The 20,346-nt window shown below is 36.8% G+C and carries 22 protein-coding genes and 1 tRNA gene; 21 read left to right on the forward strand and 2 right to left on the reverse strand.

Annotated features, from left to right (window positions below):
- The first annotated feature begins 281 nt into the window (after nucleotides 1-281).
- The 19 genes from hprK to MHH98_RS03645 all read left to right on the forward strand — a co-directional run bounded on the left by hprK (nucleotide 282) and on the right by MHH98_RS03645 (nucleotide 16,615).
- Entirely contained in the window at nucleotides 282-1,208 is a 927-nt protein-coding gene (gene hprK, locus MHH98_RS03555) for an HPr(Ser) kinase/phosphatase (RefSeq protein ID WP_038188904.1), read from the forward strand.
- Nucleotides 1,209-1,243: 35 nt separating this feature from the next.
- Nucleotides 1,244-2,053: a prolipoprotein diacylglyceryl transferase gene (gene lgt, locus MHH98_RS03560; protein WP_038188901.1), complete on the forward strand. Its 810-nt coding sequence runs from the start codon at nucleotides 1,244-1,246 to the stop codon at nucleotides 2,051-2,053.
- Between the two features lie 235 nt (nucleotides 2,054-2,288).
- Nucleotides 2,289-2,954, forward strand: a complete 666-nt coding sequence (gene ppaX / locus MHH98_RS03565; RefSeq protein ID WP_340712228.1) for a pyrophosphatase PpaX — start codon at nucleotides 2,289-2,291, stop codon at nucleotides 2,952-2,954.
- Nucleotides 2,941-3,465, forward strand: a complete 525-nt coding sequence (locus MHH98_RS03570; protein ID WP_038188895.1) for an acyltransferase — start codon at nucleotides 2,941-2,943, stop codon at nucleotides 3,463-3,465. The genes ppaX and MHH98_RS03570 overlap by 14 nt, the downstream gene beginning before the upstream one ends.
- A 121-nt stretch (nucleotides 3,466-3,586) precedes the next feature.
- A complete protein-coding gene (locus MHH98_RS03575; RefSeq protein ID WP_038188892.1) occupies nucleotides 3,587-4,735 on the forward strand; it encodes an ATP phosphoribosyltransferase regulatory subunit in 1,149 nt (382 codons plus the stop codon).
- A gap of 13 nt (nucleotides 4,736-4,748) precedes the next feature.
- A complete protein-coding gene (gene hisG / locus MHH98_RS03580) occupies nucleotides 4,749-5,372 on the forward strand; it encodes an ATP phosphoribosyltransferase (protein ID WP_038188889.1) in 624 nt (207 codons plus the stop codon).
- A 15-nt stretch (nucleotides 5,373-5,387) separates the two neighbouring features.
- Nucleotides 5,388-6,683 (forward strand): histidinol dehydrogenase, encoded by a 1,296-nt coding sequence (hisD, locus tag MHH98_RS03585; protein WP_340712229.1) that lies wholly within the window; start codon nucleotides 5,388-5,390, stop codon nucleotides 6,681-6,683.
- A complete protein-coding gene (hisB, locus tag MHH98_RS03590) occupies nucleotides 6,622-7,272 on the forward strand; it encodes an imidazoleglycerol-phosphate dehydratase HisB (RefSeq protein WP_081730133.1) in 651 nt (216 codons plus the stop codon). Before hisD ends, hisB begins: the two co-directional genes overlap by 62 nt.
- Nucleotides 7,269-7,919 (forward strand): imidazole glycerol phosphate synthase subunit HisH, encoded by a 651-nt coding sequence (gene hisH / locus MHH98_RS03595; RefSeq protein ID WP_038188879.1) that lies wholly within the window; start codon nucleotides 7,269-7,271, stop codon nucleotides 7,917-7,919. The genes hisB and hisH overlap by 4 nt, the downstream gene beginning before the upstream one ends.
- Nucleotides 7,919-8,656, forward strand: a complete 738-nt coding sequence (gene hisA, locus MHH98_RS03600; RefSeq protein WP_038188877.1) for a 1-(5-phosphoribosyl)-5-[(5-phosphoribosylamino)methylideneamino]imidazole-4-carboxamide isomerase — start codon at nucleotides 7,919-7,921, stop codon at nucleotides 8,654-8,656. Before hisH ends, hisA begins: the two co-directional genes overlap by 1 nt.
- On the forward strand, nucleotides 8,656-9,414 hold the full coding sequence (hisF, locus tag MHH98_RS03605; RefSeq protein ID WP_038188874.1) for an imidazole glycerol phosphate synthase subunit HisF: 759 nt from the start codon (nucleotides 8,656-8,658) through the stop codon (nucleotides 9,412-9,414). Before hisA ends, hisF begins: the two co-directional genes overlap by 1 nt.
- The gene (gene hisIE / locus MHH98_RS03610) at nucleotides 9,411-10,031 is read left to right on the forward strand and encodes a bifunctional phosphoribosyl-AMP cyclohydrolase/phosphoribosyl-ATP diphosphatase HisIE (RefSeq protein ID WP_038188871.1); all 621 of its coding nucleotides are present in this window, start codon (nucleotides 9,411-9,413) and stop codon (nucleotides 10,029-10,031) included. Before hisF ends, hisIE begins: the two co-directional genes overlap by 4 nt.
- A gap of 74 nt (nucleotides 10,032-10,105) precedes the next feature.
- Nucleotides 10,106-11,632 (forward strand): tetratricopeptide repeat protein, encoded by a 1,527-nt coding sequence (locus tag MHH98_RS03615; RefSeq protein WP_038188868.1) that lies wholly within the window; start codon nucleotides 10,106-10,108, stop codon nucleotides 11,630-11,632.
- A 102-nt stretch (nucleotides 11,633-11,734) separates the two neighbouring features.
- Complete coding sequence (gene trxB / locus MHH98_RS03620) at nucleotides 11,735-12,679, forward strand: thioredoxin-disulfide reductase (RefSeq protein WP_038188865.1); 945 nt, start codon at nucleotides 11,735-11,737, stop codon at nucleotides 12,677-12,679.
- A 285-nt stretch (nucleotides 12,680-12,964) separates the two neighbouring features.
- Nucleotides 12,965-13,447 carry an NUDIX domain-containing protein gene (locus MHH98_RS03625; RefSeq protein ID WP_038188863.1) on the forward strand — a complete coding sequence of 161 codons (483 nt, stop codon included), beginning with the start codon at nucleotides 12,965-12,967 and terminating at the stop codon, nucleotides 13,445-13,447.
- Complete coding sequence (rapZ, locus tag MHH98_RS03630) at nucleotides 13,440-14,324, forward strand: RNase adapter RapZ (RefSeq protein WP_038188860.1); 885 nt, start codon at nucleotides 13,440-13,442, stop codon at nucleotides 14,322-14,324. The genes MHH98_RS03625 and rapZ overlap by 8 nt, the downstream gene beginning before the upstream one ends.
- A gap of 4 nt (nucleotides 14,325-14,328) precedes the next feature.
- Entirely contained in the window at nucleotides 14,329-15,309 is a 981-nt protein-coding gene (locus tag MHH98_RS03635) for a gluconeogenesis factor YvcK family protein (RefSeq protein WP_038188857.1), read from the forward strand.
- Nucleotides 15,310-15,352: 43 nt separating this feature from the next.
- On the forward strand, nucleotides 15,353-16,300 hold the full coding sequence (gene whiA / locus MHH98_RS03640) for a DNA-binding protein WhiA (RefSeq protein ID WP_038188854.1): 948 nt from the start codon (nucleotides 15,353-15,355) through the stop codon (nucleotides 16,298-16,300).
- A 57-nt stretch (nucleotides 16,301-16,357) separates the two neighbouring features.
- On the forward strand, nucleotides 16,358-16,615 hold the full coding sequence (locus tag MHH98_RS03645; protein ID WP_038188851.1) for an HPr family phosphocarrier protein: 258 nt from the start codon (nucleotides 16,358-16,360) through the stop codon (nucleotides 16,613-16,615).
- Between the two features lie 59 nt (nucleotides 16,616-16,674).
- Here MHH98_RS03645 and clpP read toward each other — a convergent pair whose 3' ends face one another.
- Entirely contained in the window at nucleotides 16,675-17,265 is a 591-nt protein-coding gene (gene clpP, locus MHH98_RS03650) for an ATP-dependent Clp endopeptidase proteolytic subunit ClpP (RefSeq protein ID WP_038188848.1), read from the reverse strand.
- 177 nt (nucleotides 17,266-17,442) lie between these two features.
- On the opposite strand from clpP, the gene MHH98_RS03655 reads away from it, so the two are divergent.
- Nucleotides 17,443-17,514: transfer RNA gene (locus tag MHH98_RS03655), tRNA-Arg, on the forward strand.
- A 166-nt stretch (nucleotides 17,515-17,680) separates the two neighbouring features.
- On the opposite strand, the gene MHH98_RS03660 is transcribed toward MHH98_RS03655, so the two are convergent.
- Nucleotides 17,681-18,589, reverse strand: coding sequence for a TetR/AcrR family transcriptional regulator (locus MHH98_RS03660; RefSeq protein ID WP_038188845.1), 909 nt, complete (start codon nucleotides 18,587-18,589; stop codon nucleotides 17,681-17,683).
- Nucleotides 18,590-18,760: 171 nt separating this feature from the next.
- On the opposite strand from MHH98_RS03660, the gene MHH98_RS03665 reads away from it, so the two are divergent.
- On the forward strand, nucleotides 18,761-20,302 hold the full coding sequence (locus MHH98_RS03665) for a DHA2 family efflux MFS transporter permease subunit (RefSeq protein WP_038188842.1): 1,542 nt from the start codon (nucleotides 18,761-18,763) through the stop codon (nucleotides 20,300-20,302).
- The last annotated feature ends 44 nt before the right edge of the window (nucleotides 20,303-20,346 follow it).

The raw sequence follows: 20,346 nt of genomic DNA on the forward strand, positions 1-20,346 counted from the left end.
TATCTATATCAAAACTAGCTTTCTTTAGAGGAAAGCTGGTTTTTTTGTGGATAATACAGAAAGAATAAGAGCAACCCATGGAGCATATGGATTGCTTTTTTTATAAAATTTAGTTGAGGTAAGAGAAGTAATTTTTAACTTCATGGGTAAACGAGCATTTTCTTCGATTACTTCAGTACTTGCCGTAGCTTGACGAACGCACTCAGCAATTAAATTTATGTTAAAATATATTCCAAGTGTTGTTATATTGAAGGGTAGTTTTATGGGAGGAAGTGTTAGTTTTGGATCAAGTATGTACGAAAGATGTTATTAAGATGTTTGACTTGAAGCTTATCAGTGGTCATGAGGGAATTGGTCGACATATATTAACAAGTGATATTTCTAGACCAGGCCTTGAGATGGCAGGCTATTTTACGCATTATCCAGCTCAACGTGTTCAGCTATTAGGAAAAACTGAGCTGTCATTTTTTGATATGTTGCCAAGGGATGTGCAGTTTGATCGAATGAACAAACTTTGTTCACAAGATACACCTGCTATTATTATTTCGCATGACATGGAAGTACCTGAAGCGTTATTTGTTGCTTCTAATGAGCACCATGTACCTGTATTATCAACAAAAATGGCAACAACTCGTTTCTCTAGTATGTTAACGAATTATCTTGAAAGTCAATTGGCTCCTACGACTGCTGTTCATGGTGTCTTGGCTGATATATATGGTATTGGAGTTTTGATTACAGGGAAAAGCGGTGTAGGTAAAAGTGAGACTGCGCTTGAGCTTGTGAAAAAAGGACACCGTCTTGTTGCGGATGACTGTGTGGAAATTCGTCAAGAAGGAGAAAATACATTAATAGGGAATGCACCTGCATTAATACAACATTTACTTGAAATTCGTGGTATAGGTATTATTGATATTATGACCTTATTTGGAGCTAGTGCAGTTAGAAGTCATAAACGCATTTCACTTGTTATTGATTTAGAAGTATGGGATTCTGATAAAACCTATGATCGTTTAGGTTTAGAAGAAGAGACGATGAAAATTATTGATACGGAATTGACGAAGTTAACAATCCCAGTTAAACCAGGACGGAATTTATCTGTTATCATCGAAGTAGCAGCAATGAATTATCGATTGAAAAAACTTGGTGTTAACGCAGCAGAAGAGTTTTCTAAAAGGCTTGATAGTGTGATTGAGTCTAAAGAAAATTGATGTAGGCGAACTTCGTAATTTGGAAGGAGAAGAGTATGGATTCAATATTATTACAAATTAACCCAGTAGCACTTGAGTTAGGACCAATTTCAATTAGATGGTACGGTGTTATTATTGCGACAGGCATTATTATTGCCTTTTTGATTGGGCAACGAGAAATGGTGAAACGTGGATTTCATAATGATTTTTTAACAGATTTATTGATTTGGGCAGTACCAATTTCTATTATTTGTGCCAGAATTTACTACGTGATATTTAAATGGGATTTCTATAGTGCAAATCCTGGTGAGATTATTCAGATTTGGCATGGTGGGATTGCCATACACGGTGCACTAATCGGTGCATTTATTACTACATATATTTTTGCTAAAAAGCATGGGGTTAGTTTTTGGAAGATTGCAGATGTATTAGCACCAAGCTTAATAGTAGGTCAAATTATTGGTCGTTGGGGTAATTTTATAAACCAAGAGGCTTTTGGCGATGCTGTGACACGCGATTTCTTAGAAGGATTGTATTTGCCAAATTGGATTATTGAGCAGATGAATGTGAACGGTATTTACCATCATCCTACTTTCTTATATGAATCACTATGGAATGTAGTTGGTCTCGTATTGTTACTAGCCTTACGAAAAGTGAACTTACGACGTGGTGAAATATTCTTAACTTATATTATTTGGTATTCGTTTGGTCGTTTCTTCGTAGAAGGATTACGTACTGATAGTTTATTAATAGGTGATTTGCGCATGGCACAAATTGTATCATTAATCGGTTTAGTGATAGGTGTTGCACTTTTCATCTACAGAAGAATGAAAGTAAAACCAGTTGTAAAGTATTTAGATAAGTAATATTGAAGAGTAGCGAATGGAACGCTAAAAGAGTTTTAATGGCCAGGCTGAAATTAGCTTGGTCATTAATGCTTATCAGATAGTTGATGAAGCTATATACATTTTTGGGCGGGGCGTTAGAATCCCTAAATTGTCGTTATTTTTAATCGTATTACGACCCCATTCGTTTTTTTGTAGCTGTAACAACACTTTGACGAAGAAATGAAGAAAAGAAAGAAAAAGGAGCCGCATTCGTATGACAAATAGAAAAATTAAAGCACTATTATTCGACTTTGACGGTACTTTATTAGATACAAATGAGCTTATCATACAAACTTTTTTACATGTATTAGAGACTAAATTCCCCGGGAAATATAGCAGAGAAGATGTTTTACCATTTTTAGGGCCATCTTTAAAAGAAACATTTTCAAATGTCGATTTAGAGCGTGTAGATGAGCTAGTACAAGATTATCGAAAATGGAATATTGCTCATCATGATGAACTTGTAAGAGAATTTGACGGTGTTTTAGAAACATTACTAGCACTGAAAGAAGCTGGAATTCGACTTGCGATTGTCTCAACAAAACGACAAGATATGCTATCAAGAGGACTTCGTGTTTTAAAAGCAGAAGGACTATTTGAAGTCATTATTGGTTTAGATGATGTGAAAAATGTGAAGCCAGATCCAGAACCAATTTTATTAGCACTTGAGAAGATGGGTTTACAAAAAGGTGAAGTGATAATGATAGGCGATAATACTCACGATATTGAAGGTGGTAAAAACGCTGGAGTAAAAACAGCGGGCGTTGCATGGTCATTGAAGGGTGAAGCATTCTTGGCACAATTCAAACCTGATTATATGTTGCATCATTTGAGTGACTTACTAGAGATTGTTGAGGAAGTCACCTATGAGGAGAACTGAGAGATATCCTGTTGAAGGTGCAAGTTCTCTTTGGCAAATTTATAAAACAGTTTCCTTTTGGAAGGTAGCAAAAACATTCATCGTTATTCAAATAGCGCGTTATACGCCATTTTTATCGATGAAAAACTGGCTGTATCGTACATTTTTGAAAATGAAAATAGGAGATAAGACGGCTTTTGCTTTAATGGTAATGCCAGATACGATGTTTCCCGAACGCATTCAAGTTGGAAGTAATACGATCATTGGCTATAATACGACGATTTTAGCGCATGAATATTTAATAGAAGAATATAGATTAGGCGATGTCATTATTGGGGATCGTGTAATGATTGGTGCAAATTCAACAATATTGCCTGGCATTAGCATTGGAGATGACGCAATTGTCTCTGCTGCAACATTAGTGAATAGAGATGTTCCAGCTGGCGCTTTTGTTGGAGGTAATCCGATGCAAATCATTTACACGAAGGAACAAATGGATGTCAAAAAGTCAGTGAATTCTAAAAACTCATAAAGTTTGTATACTTTATGAGTTTTTTCTATTGACGGCATGTAAGAATTGAGATAAAATACTTTCATGCATCATCACTCTATCACTCTAGTGAACTAAAGTATATAGATTAGGAAGTGTCATTATGTCACCGATTCGAATGTTTGAAAAACCACTTGGAATGCGCGATACGTTTCCAAAGATTTTTGAAAAAAAAGAAGTTGTCAGACAGACCGGTCGAGACTTTCTACAACTGAGAGGTTTTGACTTTATAAAAACACCAACGCTTGAATATTACGATACGGTTGGTAAAGCCTCTGCAATCGTTGAGTCTTCTTTATTTAAGCTAGTAGATAGTCAAGGTAATACATTAGTGCTTCGTCCAGATATGACAACACCAATTGCACGTGTTGCATCATCGAAGTTATTAAAAGAAAAGATTCCATTACGTTTAGCTTATTTTTCAAATGTATTCCGCGCTCAAGAAACAGAAGGTGGACGCCCAGCAGAATTTGAACAAATGGGTGTTGAAATTATTGGAGATCCTTCTGTATATGCTGACGCTGAAGTTTTATTGACGGTGATTGAACTACTAAAAGCATTAGAAGTAAAACAATTTAAGTTAACAATCGGAAATGTAGGTATTCTAAATGCTATTCTAACTCAAAATGTCAGAACAGAAGAGCAATTCAAAGAATTACATAAACTACTTGTAGAAAAGAATATTGTAGGTTTTGAAGAAGCGGTTAAGTTTTTTGAGTTGCCTCAGAAAAACAAACAAACATTATTAACTTTTATTGAAGAAGCGACAGATCTAAATAACATTAACCAAATTGATAAATACTTAATAGAAAAAGATGATTTTATATATATGGAAAGATTGCAAAAGATTTTAGCTATTTCTGAAGTGGAAAAGTACATTTATTTTGATTTCACATTAGCGAGTCATATGAATTACTACAGTGGCATGCTATTTGAAGTATTTGCTACAGGAGCAGGTTTTCCGTTAGGAAATGGTGGACGCTACGATGGATTACTTGATGAATTTGGATCACAGGTTGGAGCAATTGGTTTTGGGTTACGTGTCGATCAACTGTTGGAAGTCATGCCTTCATTTCAAAAGGATCAAGAAGAGGTGCTCGTATTATTTGCGCAGAATGAGTTTCCAAAAGCAGTAGCAAAGGCAGCTACTCTTCGTAAAGAAGGTAAACGCACGACATTGCAATCGATTGAAGGTATAGAGAATATAGCAGTATTTGAGCAACTCTTTTCAAAAGTTGTACGTATTGGGTAAGGAGGAATCGAACATGACTGAATTGACAATCGCAATGCCTAAAGGGCGCATTTTCGAAGAAGCATATGAAATGCTCATTCAAGCAGGTTTTGACTTGCCAGAAGATGTTGAAATATCACGTAAATTAATGATTGAAATTCCATCTGAAAAAATTCGCTTCATACTAGCAAAGCCAATGGACGTACCTACATATGTTGAACATGGTGTAGCTGATATTGGTATAGCAGGAAAAGATGTTTTGCTAGAACAAGGAAGAGCGGTACATGAATTACTTGATTTGAAAATTAGTAAATGTTATATCGCTTCTGCGGGATTACCAAATACTAAGTTAAATGATATTGCGCCACGTATAGCGACGAAATATCCAGCAGTTGCCTCCCACTATTACCGTGAAAAAGGAGAACAAGTTGAAATTATTGGACTAAACGGTTCGATTGAATTAGCTCCAATGATAGGACTTGCTGACCGCATTGTGGATATTGTTTCAACTGGTCAAACCTTAAAAGAAAATGGGCTAGTTGAATATGAACACATTACGGATGTTTCCTCTCGATTGATCGCCAATCCTGTGAGCTATCGCATGAAGAATGAGCGTATTCAAGATCTCGTAAAACGTTTAAAAAAATGTGTGAAATGAGAGAAGGTTTAAACGATGAAGATTCAAAACTTAACAAATAATATAACCTTAAAACGTCCATTAGAGAGCGGCAACGAGGAGCAATTACAAACAGTAAGGGAAGTACTTGCCAATGTTCGTCAAAATGGCGATGCTGCTGTCAAAGGATATGGTGCCAAATGGGACGGTGTTTTGCTCAATGAATTGCGCGTGTCACCAGAAGAAATGTCCGAAGCAGTCAGCAGTATGGATGCACAATTAGTTGAGGATTTAAAAGAAGCTGCATTGAATATTCGAGCATACCATGACAAGCAAACGCGCCAAGGTTATCAACTAAATCTGGAAAATAATTCATGGTTAGGTCAACGTATTACAGCGTTAGCGTCTGTTGGTCTTTATGTGCCAGGAGGTTCAGCTGCTTACCCATCATCTGTTTTAATGAATGTTATTCCAGCTCAAGTAGCTGGTGTTGAGCGCATCGTTTTAGTTTCACCTCCAGGAAAAGACGGTAAGCTACCAGCTGCTGTTCTAACTGCTGCATCCATTTTAGGGATTACAGAGATTTATAAAATTGGTGGTGCACAGGCAATTGGTGCTCTTGCTTACGGTACAGAATCGATTCAAGCAGTTGATAAAATTACAGGGCCAGGAAATATTTTTGTTGCATTAGCTAAACGTGAAGTGTTTGGTGAAGTAGCCATTGATATGATCGCTGGACCAAGTGAAATTGCTATTATTGCAGATGAAAATGCATATGCAGATGAGATTGCAGCAGACTTATTATCTCAAGCCGAACATGACCCTATGGCATGTGCGATATTAGTTACAACGAGTGAAAGGTTTGCTGAAGAAGTAGCGGAGGAAGTTGAAAATCAGCTAACATCATTACCGCGAGAAGCAATTGCGCGTAAGGCAATTGAAAACTTTGGCAGTATTTATATAGCTGAAACGCTCGCTGAAGCAGTACAAGCGATCAATCAATTAGCACCAGAACATTTAGAAATTGTTACTGACAATGCGGAAGCTGTTGCTGAGCAAATTCGTAATGCAGGCGCTATTTTTATTGGACGCTATAGTTCAGAACCAGTAGGAGATTATTTTGCGGGCACAAATCACGTGTTACCAACAAATAGTACTGCGCGTTTTGCTAGTGGCTTGAATGTTGATGATTTTATTAAAAAAACAAGTGTTGTTTATTATACAAAAGAAACTTGGGCACAAAATTCACCGAAAATAGCTAGGCTTGCCAGATTAGAAGGGTTAGAAGCTCATGCCAGAGCAGTGGAGTCTAGAGGTTGGGATAAAGGAGACGAATCAAGTGGAAGCAACTAAAAAACGTTTTGCAAAAATCGAACGAAAAACAAATGAAACTCAGATTGCAGTAGAAATTAATTTAGATGGTGAAGGGAAATCTACTATTTCAACGGGTGTTCCTTTTATGGACCATATGTTAGATCTATTTATGAAACATGGTTTATTTGACGGTTCTATTACTGCAAATGGTGATACATATATTGATGATCACCATACAACAGAGGATTTAGGAATTGTGTTAGGTCAAGCAATTAAAGAAGCGTTAGGTGATAAAAAAGGTATTAAGCGCTATGGTAACGCATTTGTGCCAATGGATGATGCATTAGCACAAGTTGTTATTGATTGTTCAAATCGTCCACACTTAGAATTCCGAGTAGATATCCCGACAGACAAAGTTGGTACATTTGATACGGAGCTAGTACATGAATTTTTATGGAAATTTGCATTAGAGGCTCGTATGAATGTTCATGTTATTGTTCCTTATGGACACAATGCTCATCATATTATCGAAGCAATCTTCAAAGCGCTAGCTAGAGCGATTGATGATGCGGTATCGATTGATCCACGTGTGAAAGGTGTACCTTCAACTAAGGGGCTGTTAACATGAAAATTGGCATAATCGATTATGGTATGGGGAATTTATTTAGCGTTGAACAGGCTATTAAACGCCTAGGTTATGAAGTTATAGTATCTGCTGACAAAGAAGAGCTATTAGCAACAGATGCCCTTATTTTACCTGGGGTAGGTGCTTTTAAAGATGCTATGAAACGACTACAAGAAACGAATTTAGTTTCACTAATAAATGAGGTGGAAAAAAGCAATATACCCTTATTAGGTATTTGTTTAGGTATGCAGTTATTATTTCAAGGAAGCGCGGAGAATGGCAGTGGTAAAGGACTAGGTATTTTCAATGGGGAGATTGAGCGCTTTGCTGGAATTAATGATGATGGTAGTGCCTATCGAGTACCACATATGGGATGGAACGAACTACAATTTGCTCAACGTCCAGAATGGTTACAAGAAGATGAAATGACAGACAATCGTTTCGTCTATTTTGTTCATTCATACTTCGCAACTAATATGGATCGAGCGGATCTAGTTGCTTTTGCTCATTATGGCAATGAACAAGTGCCAGGTATTGTACAAAAAGGTTCTATTACAGGTATGCAATTTCACCCTGAAAAATCAAGTGAATTCGGTGTACTACTATTGAAGCGGTGGTTAGATGGTGTAAAAAAAGGAGTTGTATTGTAATGAGTTCAATTCAAGTTTTCCCAGCAATCGATATGAGAGGTGGCAAATGCGTACGCCTATTTAAAGGCGATTACGCACAAGAAACAGTGTACGCAGACTCTCCTTTTGAAATGGCAAAAAGCTTTGTAGAAGAAGGTGCAAGCTTTATACATATGGTCGATTTAGATGGTGCTAAAGACGGTGAACGTACACATGCAGCTGAAGTTATACGTGTTGCAAAAAAATTACCAGTGAAAGTGCAAATAGGTGGTGGTATTCGTTCTGAGGAGGATGTACGCTACTATCTTGAAAATGGGGTTCATCGGGTGATTATTGGCAGTCTAGCCATTCGTGAACCAGAGCTTGTTGCTAACTTTATAGAAGAATTTGGTGCAGAACGCATAGTAATTGGACTAGATGCAAAGGATGGCATGGTAGCGACACATGGTTGGCTTGAGACGTCTAATAAGGCTGCAATTGAAGTAGGAAAATATTTTGCTAAGGCAGGCGCAAAATATTTTGTTTTCACTGATATTGCAACAGATGGTACTTTAGCTGGCCCGAATATTCCAGCGAATGTGAAATTAGCTGAGGCAACAAATGCCGAGATTATCGTATCTGGTGGTATCAGTTCACTTGTAGATATTCAGCGAGTAAAAGAAGCTGCACAAAATTCGTCAGTTGCAGGTGTGATTATTGGTAAAGCTCTTTACGCAGGTCGATTTACATTGCCAGAGGCACTTAAGGAGGCGGAATAATGCTTACAAAACGAATTATTCCATGTCTTGATGTGAAGGAAGGACGCGTTGTAAAAGGCGTTCAATTCGTCTCATTACGAGAGGCTGGTGATCCTGTAGAGCTTGCTAAGTTTTATAATGAACAAGGCGCAGATGAGCTTGTTTTTTTAGATATTTCTGCTTCGCATGAAGGACGTGAAACGATGGTTGATGTCGTACGACAAACAGCTTCTACATTAGCGATTCCTTTTACAGTAGGAGGCGGTATTCGAACACTTGAAGATATGAAACGACTGCTTCGTGCTGGTGCAGATAAAGTATCAGTTAATTCGTCTGCTTTGCAACGTCCAGAACTTATTAAAGAAGGCTCCGATTACTTCGGAGCACAATGTATCGTGGTGGCAATCGATGCTAAGTGGAGCGAAGAAGACGGTACTTGGATGGTCTATACGCATGGTGGGCGCAACAAAACGGATTGGCAAGCAGTGGCTTGGGCGAAAGAAGCAGTAAGACTGGGAGCAGGTGAATTATTAGTTACAAGTATGGATCAAGATGGAGAGAAAAGTGGCTTTGATTTACCTTTAACAAAAGCAATCCGTGAAGCTGTCAACGTACCAATTATTGCGAGTGGTGGGGCTGGAAACGCGGATCACTTTTATGATGTTTTACAACATGTAGATGCAGATGCTGCACTAGCGGCTTCTATATTTCACTATAAAGAAACAAGTGTCGCAGAAGTGAAAAATGAATTGCGACAAAAGGGAGTGTTTGTGAGATGATAGAAAATCTCCAATTTAACGAAAAAGGTTTGATTACTACAGTAGTACAAGATGCACAAACGAAAGAAGTACTAACTGTTGCATACATGAACAAAGAATCTTTAGAAAAAACATTAGCGACAGGTGAAACGTGGTTTTATAGCCGTTCTCGTGAAGAACTTTGGAACAAAGGGGCTACAAGTGGTAACACACAAAAAGTGATAGCTATTCGTGCTGACTGCGACAAAGATGCTCTGGTTGTAGAAGTCTTACCAACAGGACCTGCTTGTCATAATGGTACGACAAGTTGCTTTACAGAAACCATAAAAGAAAAAACGGAAAATTTGGGTTCTTTAGAAATTATTACTGAGCTTCGTAGTGTTATTCAAAACCGCGAAAAGGAAATGCCAGAGGGTGCATATACAACTTATCTATTTAATGAAGGTATCGATAAAATTTGTAAAAAAGTTGGTGAGGAAGCAACAGAGGTTGTTATAGCTTCAAAAAACCGCGATGCCGAAGAATTGAAATGGGAAACAGCAGATTTAATTTATCACTTATTGGTTCTATTACAAGAACAAAAGATGGATGTATTTGAAGTTTTAGGTGTACTTCAAAAACGGCATGAGCAACATTAAATATGTTATAATGAAGGATACTAGAGTATAAGGGACGTTTCTATACGTTCCTTATTTTTTTCGGAGGAATTTTTTTGGAGAAAAAACGTAAACTAAAACCGCGAGAAAATGTCGTATCTTTTATTCCAGATGGGAATTTTTATTATAATAAAGCATTACAAGCGTTAGATCGAGAGCAGTTTGATAAGGCGCATAAATACTTACAAAGAGCAGTGGAACTTAGTCCTGAAGATTCACTTATACTTATGCAATATGGTGTTATAAAAATGGAGCTTGAACAGCATGATCATGCTTTAGAGCTATTAAGAAAAGCTCATTCAATTGACCCTGATGAACCGGAAATAGTATTGTTTTTAGCTGAAGTCTCTGCTCATCTAGGTATGTCAGATGAAGCAGGAAAATACGCAAAGCTTTATCTAGAGTTAGATCAACAAGGTGTTTATGCTGAAGAAGCGCTTGAAATTATTGATTTCTCTGAACAGATGAAAGAGCAACCAACATCTGATGAACCGCAAGATTCAGAAGCTGTGTATTTACAAGAAAAAGCTCGCCGTATGATGGAAGAGGGAAATTTTAAAGAGGCCATTGAGCAATTTGAAGAGATTATTCAAGATAACCCTGATTTCTGGGCAGCCTATAATAACTTATCACTTGCTTATTTTTATCTAGGAGAATCTGAACAAGCAAGAGCGTTATTGCATCAAGTGTTAAAAGGGAATTTTGGTAATTTACATGCCCTTTGTAATTTAACGGTCATGGCTTACTACGAAAAAAATAAAGAAGAGTTGGACGAGCTACTTGAGTTATTAGTAAAAATCCAACCATACTCATTTGACCACCGTTATAAATTAGGGGCTACATTAGCTCTCGTTGGTCGTTATGAAGAAGCTTATAAATGGTTACGTAGTTTGCAAAAACGTGGGTTTGAAGGCGATCCTGGATTTTACTTTTGGCTATCCCATGCAGCTTATTTCTCAGGTAGAAAAGCTGTTGGGAAAAGTGCTTGGAAAAAACTATTGGAAATCGATCCTGATAAGGACGGCTTTGAGCCATGGGCACATGAGAGCCGTGTGACAAACCCAAATGCTATCGAGCAAAATCGAGAATTTATCGTTGAAAAGCTTGAAAGTAAATACCGTAGTGACCGATTATTTGGTCTATATTTATTAGGTAAAACAGTACACAAGCAGGAAATTATTGCACATCCAGGTTGGATTGATGTCGATGAATATTCTTCGATGGAAAAACTATTTCTAGCATATGCACTTGAGCATGAATTTGATGCGCAGGATAAAAGTATTCTACCGTTTTTAAGAGCTATGGAAGCTTCAGATATTTTATATATGCAATCGATGCCTATTTCAATGCCTAACACATTTCTATTTCAAATGTGGTTCGTATTATGCGAAAGAGCGTTAGAGGAAAATTATCAATTCAAGAATCCAAAGGCACTTGTAGCAGCAGTGGATTATATGTATAAATCCTCTCGTATGAAAAGTGTTACTAAAAAGTCAGTTGCAGAAGCGTATGGGGTTACAACAACTACTTTGACGAAATATGTGAACGAATTAATACATTTTTTACCTGGATTCGACGCTTAAATGTCGAAATGGTAAGCAGAAATATTGAACGTACACCAGTTATCCTCTACCATGGATATTGAATATAATGAAATGCTTTATACAGATCTAGGAGGAACAGATATGTCAGAAGAGAAAATTTATGATGTAGTTATTATCGGTGCAGGTCCAGCAGGGATGACAGCTGCCGTTTATACTTCACGTGCCAACTTATCTACATTAATGCTAGAACGTGGTATTCCAGGTGGACAAATGGCTAATACAGAAGAAGTTGAAAACTATCCTGGTTTCGATTCTATTTTAGGACCTGAATTATCTACTAAAATGTTTGACCACGCGAAAAAATTCGGTGCTGAATATGCTTATGGCGATGTTACTGAAATTATCGATGGTGAAGAATATAAAACAATTAAAGCAGGCTCAAAAGAATTTAAAACACGTGCCATCATTATTACAACTGGTGCTGAATACAAAAAAATGGGCGTACCTGGTGAAAAAGAACTTGGTGGCCGTGGTGTAAGTTATTGTGCAGTATGTGATGGGGCATTCTTCAAAAATAAAAACCTAGTTGTTGTTGGTGGAGGAGACTCTGCTGTTGAAGAAGGAATTTACTTAACTCGCTTTGCGGAAAAAGTAACAATCGTTCACCGTCGTGATAAATTACGTGCCCAAAAAATCATTCAAGATCGTGCATTTGCTAACGAGAAAATTGATTTTATTTGGAACAACACTGTTAAACAAGTGAATGAAGAGAACGGAAAAGTAGGCAGTGTAACGCTTGTTTCTACTGTGGATGGTACTGAACAAGAATTTGCTGCTGATGGTGTATTCGTATATATTGGCATGTTACCATTAACAAAACCATTTGAGGGTCTAGGAATCTTAAATGAAGCTGGATATATCCCAACAAATGAAGAGATGGAAACAAGTATTCCTGGTATCTTCGCTGCTGGTGACGTACGTGAAAAAACATTACGTCAAATCGTAACTGCAACTGGTGATGGTAGTATCGCAGCTCAAGCGGTTCAACATTATGTTGAAATGTTAAAAGAAAAAATTAGTAATTAATTGCTGATTTTAACGTCTTCTTAACATAGCTGTAACTCATTTGCAATATAATAAGGGTATAGTTGTAAGTGCAATAACCCCCTATTAAGATAGATATATTGGTAAGGCTGTTTCGCGGTAATTTGCCGTTTGAAGCAGCCTCTTTTTTATATATGGAGGCTATATTGTTATTGAAAAGGGACTAGATTAGTGAAATCACAGTCCTTTCGGACATATTTTTGTACGCTAAAGGTGTAACAATGTATAATAATGATTATAAGTTTACAATGATTTGGAGTGTCGTGTGTGCAGAGAATAGCAAATTTGATTGTTAGAAAAGATAACAAAGTTCTTTTACTAAAAAAACCACGACGAGGCTGGTATGTTGCGCCGGGTGGTAAAATAGAGAGTGGGGAGTCTATTTTTACAGCTGCTAACCGGGAATTCAGGGAAGAAACGGGGACAATCCCTTTAAACCCGCATTTAAAAGGTATATATACAATGGTGATAAAAAATGATCAAGATATTGTAAATGAGTGGATGCTCTTTACATTTGTTGCAGATGGCTTAGAAGGTACGCCTTATGAAGATACAGTTGAAGGTGTTCTGGAATGGCATCCAATTGAAAGCTTGAACCATTTACCGATGGCTGAAGGAGATCGTACTAATTTATTGTTTGCCGTAAACGAAAAAGGCATGCAATACGGTACTTTTACTTATACAGAAGATTTTGAACTATTAAATGAAACAATTCAAATTTCAACTGAAGGAGATGGCATCAATGCCTAGCACTCAACCGGTTAACGAATTGATCATTATTACAGGGATGTCTGGAGCAGGAAAAACTGTCGTAATCCAAAGTTTTGAAGACTTAGGTTTTTACTGCATCGATAATTTACCACCTGCATTACTACCAACTTTCTTAACTCTAATGAAAGAATCTAAAAAAGAATTTTCTCGTATCGCAGCTGTGATGGATTTACGAGGTGGTGATTTCTTTTCATCACTAATTGATGCATTAGAACAAATCGAGAAGCAAGATTTAGTTGCGACAAAAATTTTGTTCTTAGATGCAGATAACGAAACATTAGTGAGACGATATAAAGAAACACGCCGCTCACACCCACTTGCTCCTGCTGGTGGATTGCCGTTAGAAGGAATTCATCACGAAAGAGAATTACTTGCTGAAGTGAAACAAAAAGCACAATTTATATATAATACATCAAGTATGAAACCTCGAGAGTTACGTGAGCGAATTATTGCGCAATTTTCAGGTGTAAATTCTCGAAGATTCACAGTCAATGTTATGTCATTCGGCTTTAAGCATGGCCTTCCAATTGACGCAGACTTAGTATTTGATGTGCGTTTTTTACCGAATCCTTATTATGTGGAGAGTTTACGCCCTAAAACAGGATTAGAGAAGGACGTATCATCATATGTTCTAAAATATGATGAAGCACAGACATTAATAAAAAAACTGACAGATTTATTTGAATTTATGTTGCCTCTATATAAAAAAGAGGGTAAAACACAACTCATTATTGCATTTGGTTGCACGGGGGGGCAGCACCGCTCTGTTACATTAGCCGAATATTTTGGTGATTATTTGAATAAAGATGTGCCAACGGTTATTACGCATCGCGATATTGCAAAAAGAAAGGGCTAATTCTATGGGGAAACGAAATACGCGTATCGTCATTCTTGGTGGAGGGACTGGATTATCTACTCTTTTACGAGGTTTGAAAAAGTTCCCTATTGATATAACTGCCATTGTGACGGTAGCGGATGATGGGGGGAGCTCGGGTAGATTAAGAGATGACTACGAAATACCGCCACCAGGCGATGTACGAAATGTCATCGCTGCACTATCTGAAGTCGAACCTCTGGTAGAAGAAATGTTCCAATATCGATTTTCAGCATCTGAAGATTTAAGTGGTCATTCACTAGGTAACTTGATGTTAACCGCATTAACTGAGATTACTGGCGATTTTTCGCATGCAATTCGAGAAATGAGTCGTGTCTTAAATGTGCACGGTAAAGTATTGCCAGCAGCAAATCAAAGAATTACCCTTTTTGCCGAGCTAATTGATGGTACAATTGTAAAAGGTGAATCTAAAATTCCGACATTCAATACAGGCATCAAAAGAATCTTTTTATCGCCTGAGGATGTGAAACCGCTACCAGAATCTGTAAGCGCAATCAAAAAAGCGGATATTATTATTATAGGACCTGGAAGTTTATATACGAGTATTTTACCGAATCTGTTAGTGGATGATATTCAAGAGGCCATTATTAGTGCTAAAGGAAAGAAAGTGTATATATGTAATCTTATGACGCAAGCAGGAGAAACACAAAACTTTGCAGCATCAGACCATGTAAAAGCATTAAACGATCATTTAGGGCAACCTTTTATCGAAACGATATTAATTAATAAAGAAGAGGTACCAGCATCTGTAAGAGCGGCTTATAAAGAAGAAGAAGCAGAGCCAGTTTTTTTTGATGTTGGAGTATTAGAAAAAATGGGTATCCAAGTAGTGAAAAAAGAAATTGCTACAACTCATGATGGCGTTGTACGTCATGAAGCCTCAAAGGTTGCTGAATGGTTAGTAGAGTATGCTCATTCTTTTAACAGTGACATAAAAATGATATAAAATCCGTTGTTTTATATAAATCATGATAGAGAGGAGGGTTAATATGTCATTTGCTTCAGAAACAAAAAAAGAATTAACACAAGTTGAAGCAGGCGATACAGGCTTAAAAGCAGAATTATCTGCCCTCATCAGAATGAATGGCTCTCTGTCATTTGCAAACCGTCAACTTAGTCTTGATATTCAAACTGAAAATGCAGCAATCGCACGAAGAATCTATACAGTAATGAAGAGGTTCTATAGTTATAGAGTGGAGCTTCTTGTGCGAAAGAAAATGCGTTTAAAGAAGAATAATGTTTATATCTGCCGTGTGAGAGAAGGGGCAAAAGAAATTTTAGAGGATTTAGAAATTGTCTCTGGAAACTTTTTGTTCAATCATACAATTGCAGAAGGTTTAGTCGATACAACTAGTAGTAAGCGTTCATATTTAAGAGGCGCATTTTTAGCTGGTGGATCTGTCAATAATCCGGAAACTTCCGCGTATCATTTAGAAGTGTATTCGTTATATAAAGAGCATGGTGAGGCACTGGCTGATTTAATGAATAAATTCGATTTAAATGCAAAAACAATCGAAAGAAAAAAAGGATTTGTCACATACTTAAAAGAAGCTGAGAAAATTTCAGACTTTTTAAGTTTAGTAGGTGCACATCAAGCCATGATGAAATTTGAAGATGTGCGTATTGTACGTGATATGAGAAATAGCGTGAATCGACTTGTGAACTGTGAGACGGCTAATTTAAACAAAACGATTGGAGCAGCTGTTCGTCAAGTAGAAAATATCCGATATATCGATCATAGTATTGGGATTGATCAACTACCTGAGAAGCTTAGAGAGATTGCTCGATTACGTGTGGAGTATCAAGAAGTGACATTAAAAGAACTTGGTGAAATGGTATCAGCAGGTACTGTTAGTAAATCAGGTGTCAATCATCGCCTACGTAAAATTGATGATATTGCTGAATCATTGCGTAGAGGCGAAGTGGTTAAACTTTAATGGAATGAAGACGCACGGATAATGAATATATAAGTAATTATAGGAGGAGTAAAACGAATGGCAGAACAACAAGTAGAAGTAAAACTTAAATCAGGACTACAAGCAAGACAGGCGGCTTTGTTCGTACAAGAAGCAAATCGCTACTCTGCGGATGTATTTTTGACGAAAGATAATAAAAAAGTAAATGCTAAAAGTATTATGGGTATTATGAGTTTGGCTGTTGCAAAAGGATCTAAAGTCATTTTAACTGCAGATGGTGCCGATGAAGCACTTGCATTAAATGGTCTAGTAAAACTAATTCAATCTGAGGATTAAATGAATAAAATATAAAAACCGCTATTCTCATCTTACGAGAATAGCGGTTTTTTAGATGTTTATTTAATTTCGTTACGTTCAAAAATTTGATCGATTAGACCATATTCTTTCGCACGCTCAGCTGTCATGAAGTTATCACGATCTGTGTCTTTTGCTATAACTTCGATTGGTTGACCTGTACGTTCAGATAAAATACTGTTTAGTTTTTCACGAAGGAATAAAATGCGTTTTGCAGCAATTTCAATTTCAGTCGCTTGACCTTGTGCGCCACCAAGTGGTTGGTGAATCATCACTTCAGCATTCGGTAATGCAAAGCGTTTCCCTTTTTCACCAGCGGCAAGTAAGAAAGCACCCATAGATGCAGCCATACCGATACAAATTGTTTGTACATTTGGTTTGATGAATTGCATAGTATCGTAGATTGCCATACCAGCTGTAATGCTACCACCAGGACTGTTAATGTATATAGAGATATCTTTCTCTGGATCTTCAGCTTCTAGGAATAAAAGTTGAGCAACAATAGCGTTTGCAACGTTGTCATCGATAGCGCTACCTAACATAATAATACGGTCTTTCAATAAGCGTGAGTAAATGTCATAAGCACGTTCACCGCGGTTTGTCTGTTCAATAACTGTAGGGATTAAGTTCATAAGAATATCCTCCTCAAAAGGTAAATTCAATTTTCCTGTATAAAAGCAATTTGCTTCTATTGCACCTTTATCATACACATTATGGTCAAGGAAGGTCAAATGATTCGAATCCAATAATCCTATGGTTGAATTGTTTTGGTTTCCTTTGTATAATAGAAAAGTCGCAATTGATGAATTGCCCTCGTAGTGTAATGGATAACACATAAGATTCCGGTTCTTAGGCTGGGGGTTCGATTCCCTCCGAGGGCGTATATAACTGCACTTTAAACATCTATGTCGTTATTTAAATAGCGACATAGATGTTTTTGTATGATGGGCTCCAATAATGATAATATGCCCAAATCAATAGAATAATAAACTGTCATATAGAAATTAAAAGTCGCTTTAATATTGAAAAGCGACTTTTTGTGTCCAATTAATTACTATTTAATATGTCTAGGTTGTTATTTTGTTTTATAAATAGCCATATAAGATTTGCAATTTCTTGGGCTTCTGCAGCATGTTTAGTACCTTTAAAGCTAGTGTTAAAGGGTAATACAATTGCTTCAATTATATAGTATGGGGTAGTTTCTTCTTGTAAAGATTTTATAAGGCAGGTTGTATATTCTTTACCAGCTTGTAAATCATCTTCAATAAGGCCTTCTGAAAATCCAGTTAGCTGTTCTGCTAAATACTCTTTCGTTACATATTTATGTTTGAAATTCTCATGTAAGTACTTTGCTAAATCACAGCCTAAGAAATGTTCACCTCTCTCAATTTGAGCAGGTAAAACGGCATCTAGCTGTTGAATTACGTATTTCACAATCTGTACTGGGTCTAGAGCATCTTCACGTGTAATTTTCCAAATATGCAACATATGTTGTATCATACCAAAAGTTAGGATGGCAGCATCGTAACAGTGCGGCTTTGATTCTTCTCCATAAATATCGACAATTCTTTTTGCGAGCCAATTTAACTCGTTTAGATGAAATCGCATTACTACTTCTTTAAGTTCTGGTTCACCCGAATGGAAAATCGATTCAAAGATAGGGATTAAATTTTGATCACGGTTTATTTGCATCAATACAGCAATTTGCTTAGCTAGTAAGTCTTTATCTTTTGGATCCTGTCCTATAAGCATCTCATGCTTGCGAACATCCGCTTCTTCGCGACCTTTAGCTATTATTGCGATTAAGCATTCGTTTTTTGAAGCAAAATAATTATAAAAAGTGCCTTTAGAAATATGCGATTCATCTAGAATATCTTGGATGGAGGTATTTTGAAAACCTTTTTCCACGAAGAGCTTTTGAGAGGCAACGATAACTTGACGTTTACGATTGTTCATAACATCACCTATTTTTTCAATTAGTGTACTATCATTCTAACTTGGAAACGCTTTAATATCAATGTTTATAAAATGACAAAATTTTTTAGTTGAAAAAGTTGTACCATGAGTATAAAATAAATCAAGTAAACTTCTATATACGAAATATAATGAAAGTAGAGAGGATATAATATGAATAGTAACGCATTACAGAAAAAGCCACCTTACGCAATGATAGTAATCTTGTTTATAGGTGCTTTTGTTTCTTTTCTTAACAACACATTATTAAATGTGGCATTACCAACGATAATGAAGGAGTTTGATGTAGCGGCTTCTCAAGTTCAATGGCTATCAACGGGTTATATGCTTGTCGGAGGTATTCTAGTTCCAGCAAGTGCCTTTTTTATCACTCGATTTAAAAACCGTCATTTATTTATTACATCAATGACATTATTTTCTATAGGTACAGCATTAGCTATATTCGCTCCAGAGTTTTGGGTACTTATTGCAGCTCGTATGATTCAAGCAGCAGGTGCAGCAGTATTAGGACCGTTATTAATGAATGTTATGTTAACAAGTTTCCCAATTGAAAAACGTGGATCTGTTATGGGTATCTTTGGTCTAGTAATGATTTCTGCTCCAGCTATCGGACCAACATTATCAGGCTGGATTGTAGAGCACTATGATTGGCGTATGTTATTTGAAATCATCTTGCCTTTCGCAATTCTTGTATTATTGCTAGCAATCTTTAAACTAGGCAATGTAATGGAAACAAGAAAAGTAAGCCTAGATGTCTTTTCATTGATCTTATCTACTATTGGATTTGGTTCTTTACTTTATGGCTTCAGTTCAGCTGGAGATAAAGGATGGGATAGCCCAATCGTTTACGGTACAATTATTGTCGGTGTCTTAGGTGTTGCTGCATTTGTTATTAGACAGCTGTTCTTAGAACAACCTTTGCTAGATGTTAGAATCTACAAACACCCGATGTTTGCGCTATCTTCAGCGATTTCAATCGTCGTTTCTATGGCAATGTTCTCAGGTATGATTATTACACCAATTTATGTTCAAACAGTTCGTGGTATTTCGCCTTTAGATGCAGGATTATTAATGCTACCAGGTGCACTTGTGATGGGAATTATGTCACCAATTACAGGTAAGTTATTTGATAAATTTGGACCTAAAGCATTGGCTCTTACTGGGTTAACAATTACTACGATTGCAACATACGAGTTAACAAAATTAACTGCCGATACTAGTTATGGTTACTTAATGTTTGCATATACAATTCGTATGTTCGGTATGTCTATGGTTATGATGCCGATTATGACAAATGGCTTAAACCAATTACCAATGAAGATGAATCCACATGGTACTGCCATGAATAATACGCTACAACAAGTTTCTGGCGCAATTGGTTCAGCTGTATTAATCACAATTATGACAAAGCATACAGCTACTCGTGCAAAAGAGATAGGTTTAGAAATGAAAGAAAAAATGGCTTCAGCTGCGCAATCTGGTAATGTACCAAGTGCAACAGAAATTGCTCAAATGAAAGCTCAAGTTGGTCAACAAGCGTTGATTGATGGTATTAACTTTTCATTCTTTGTTGCAATGGGTATTACGATAGTTGCTCTTATCTTAGCGCTATTTGTTAAACGTGTTCCTGTTAATGGAAAATCAATGAACCCAACTGAAAACACTCAAGAACAAAAAGAAGAAGTTAAAGCATAATAAAAGAAAACGCTCAGTCATGACGTAAAGTCATAACTGAGCGT

Source organism: Viridibacillus sp. FSL H8-0110 (genome assembly GCF_038003565.1).
Taxonomy (GTDB): Bacteria; Bacillota; Bacilli; order Bacillales_A; family Planococcaceae; genus Viridibacillus; species Viridibacillus arenosi.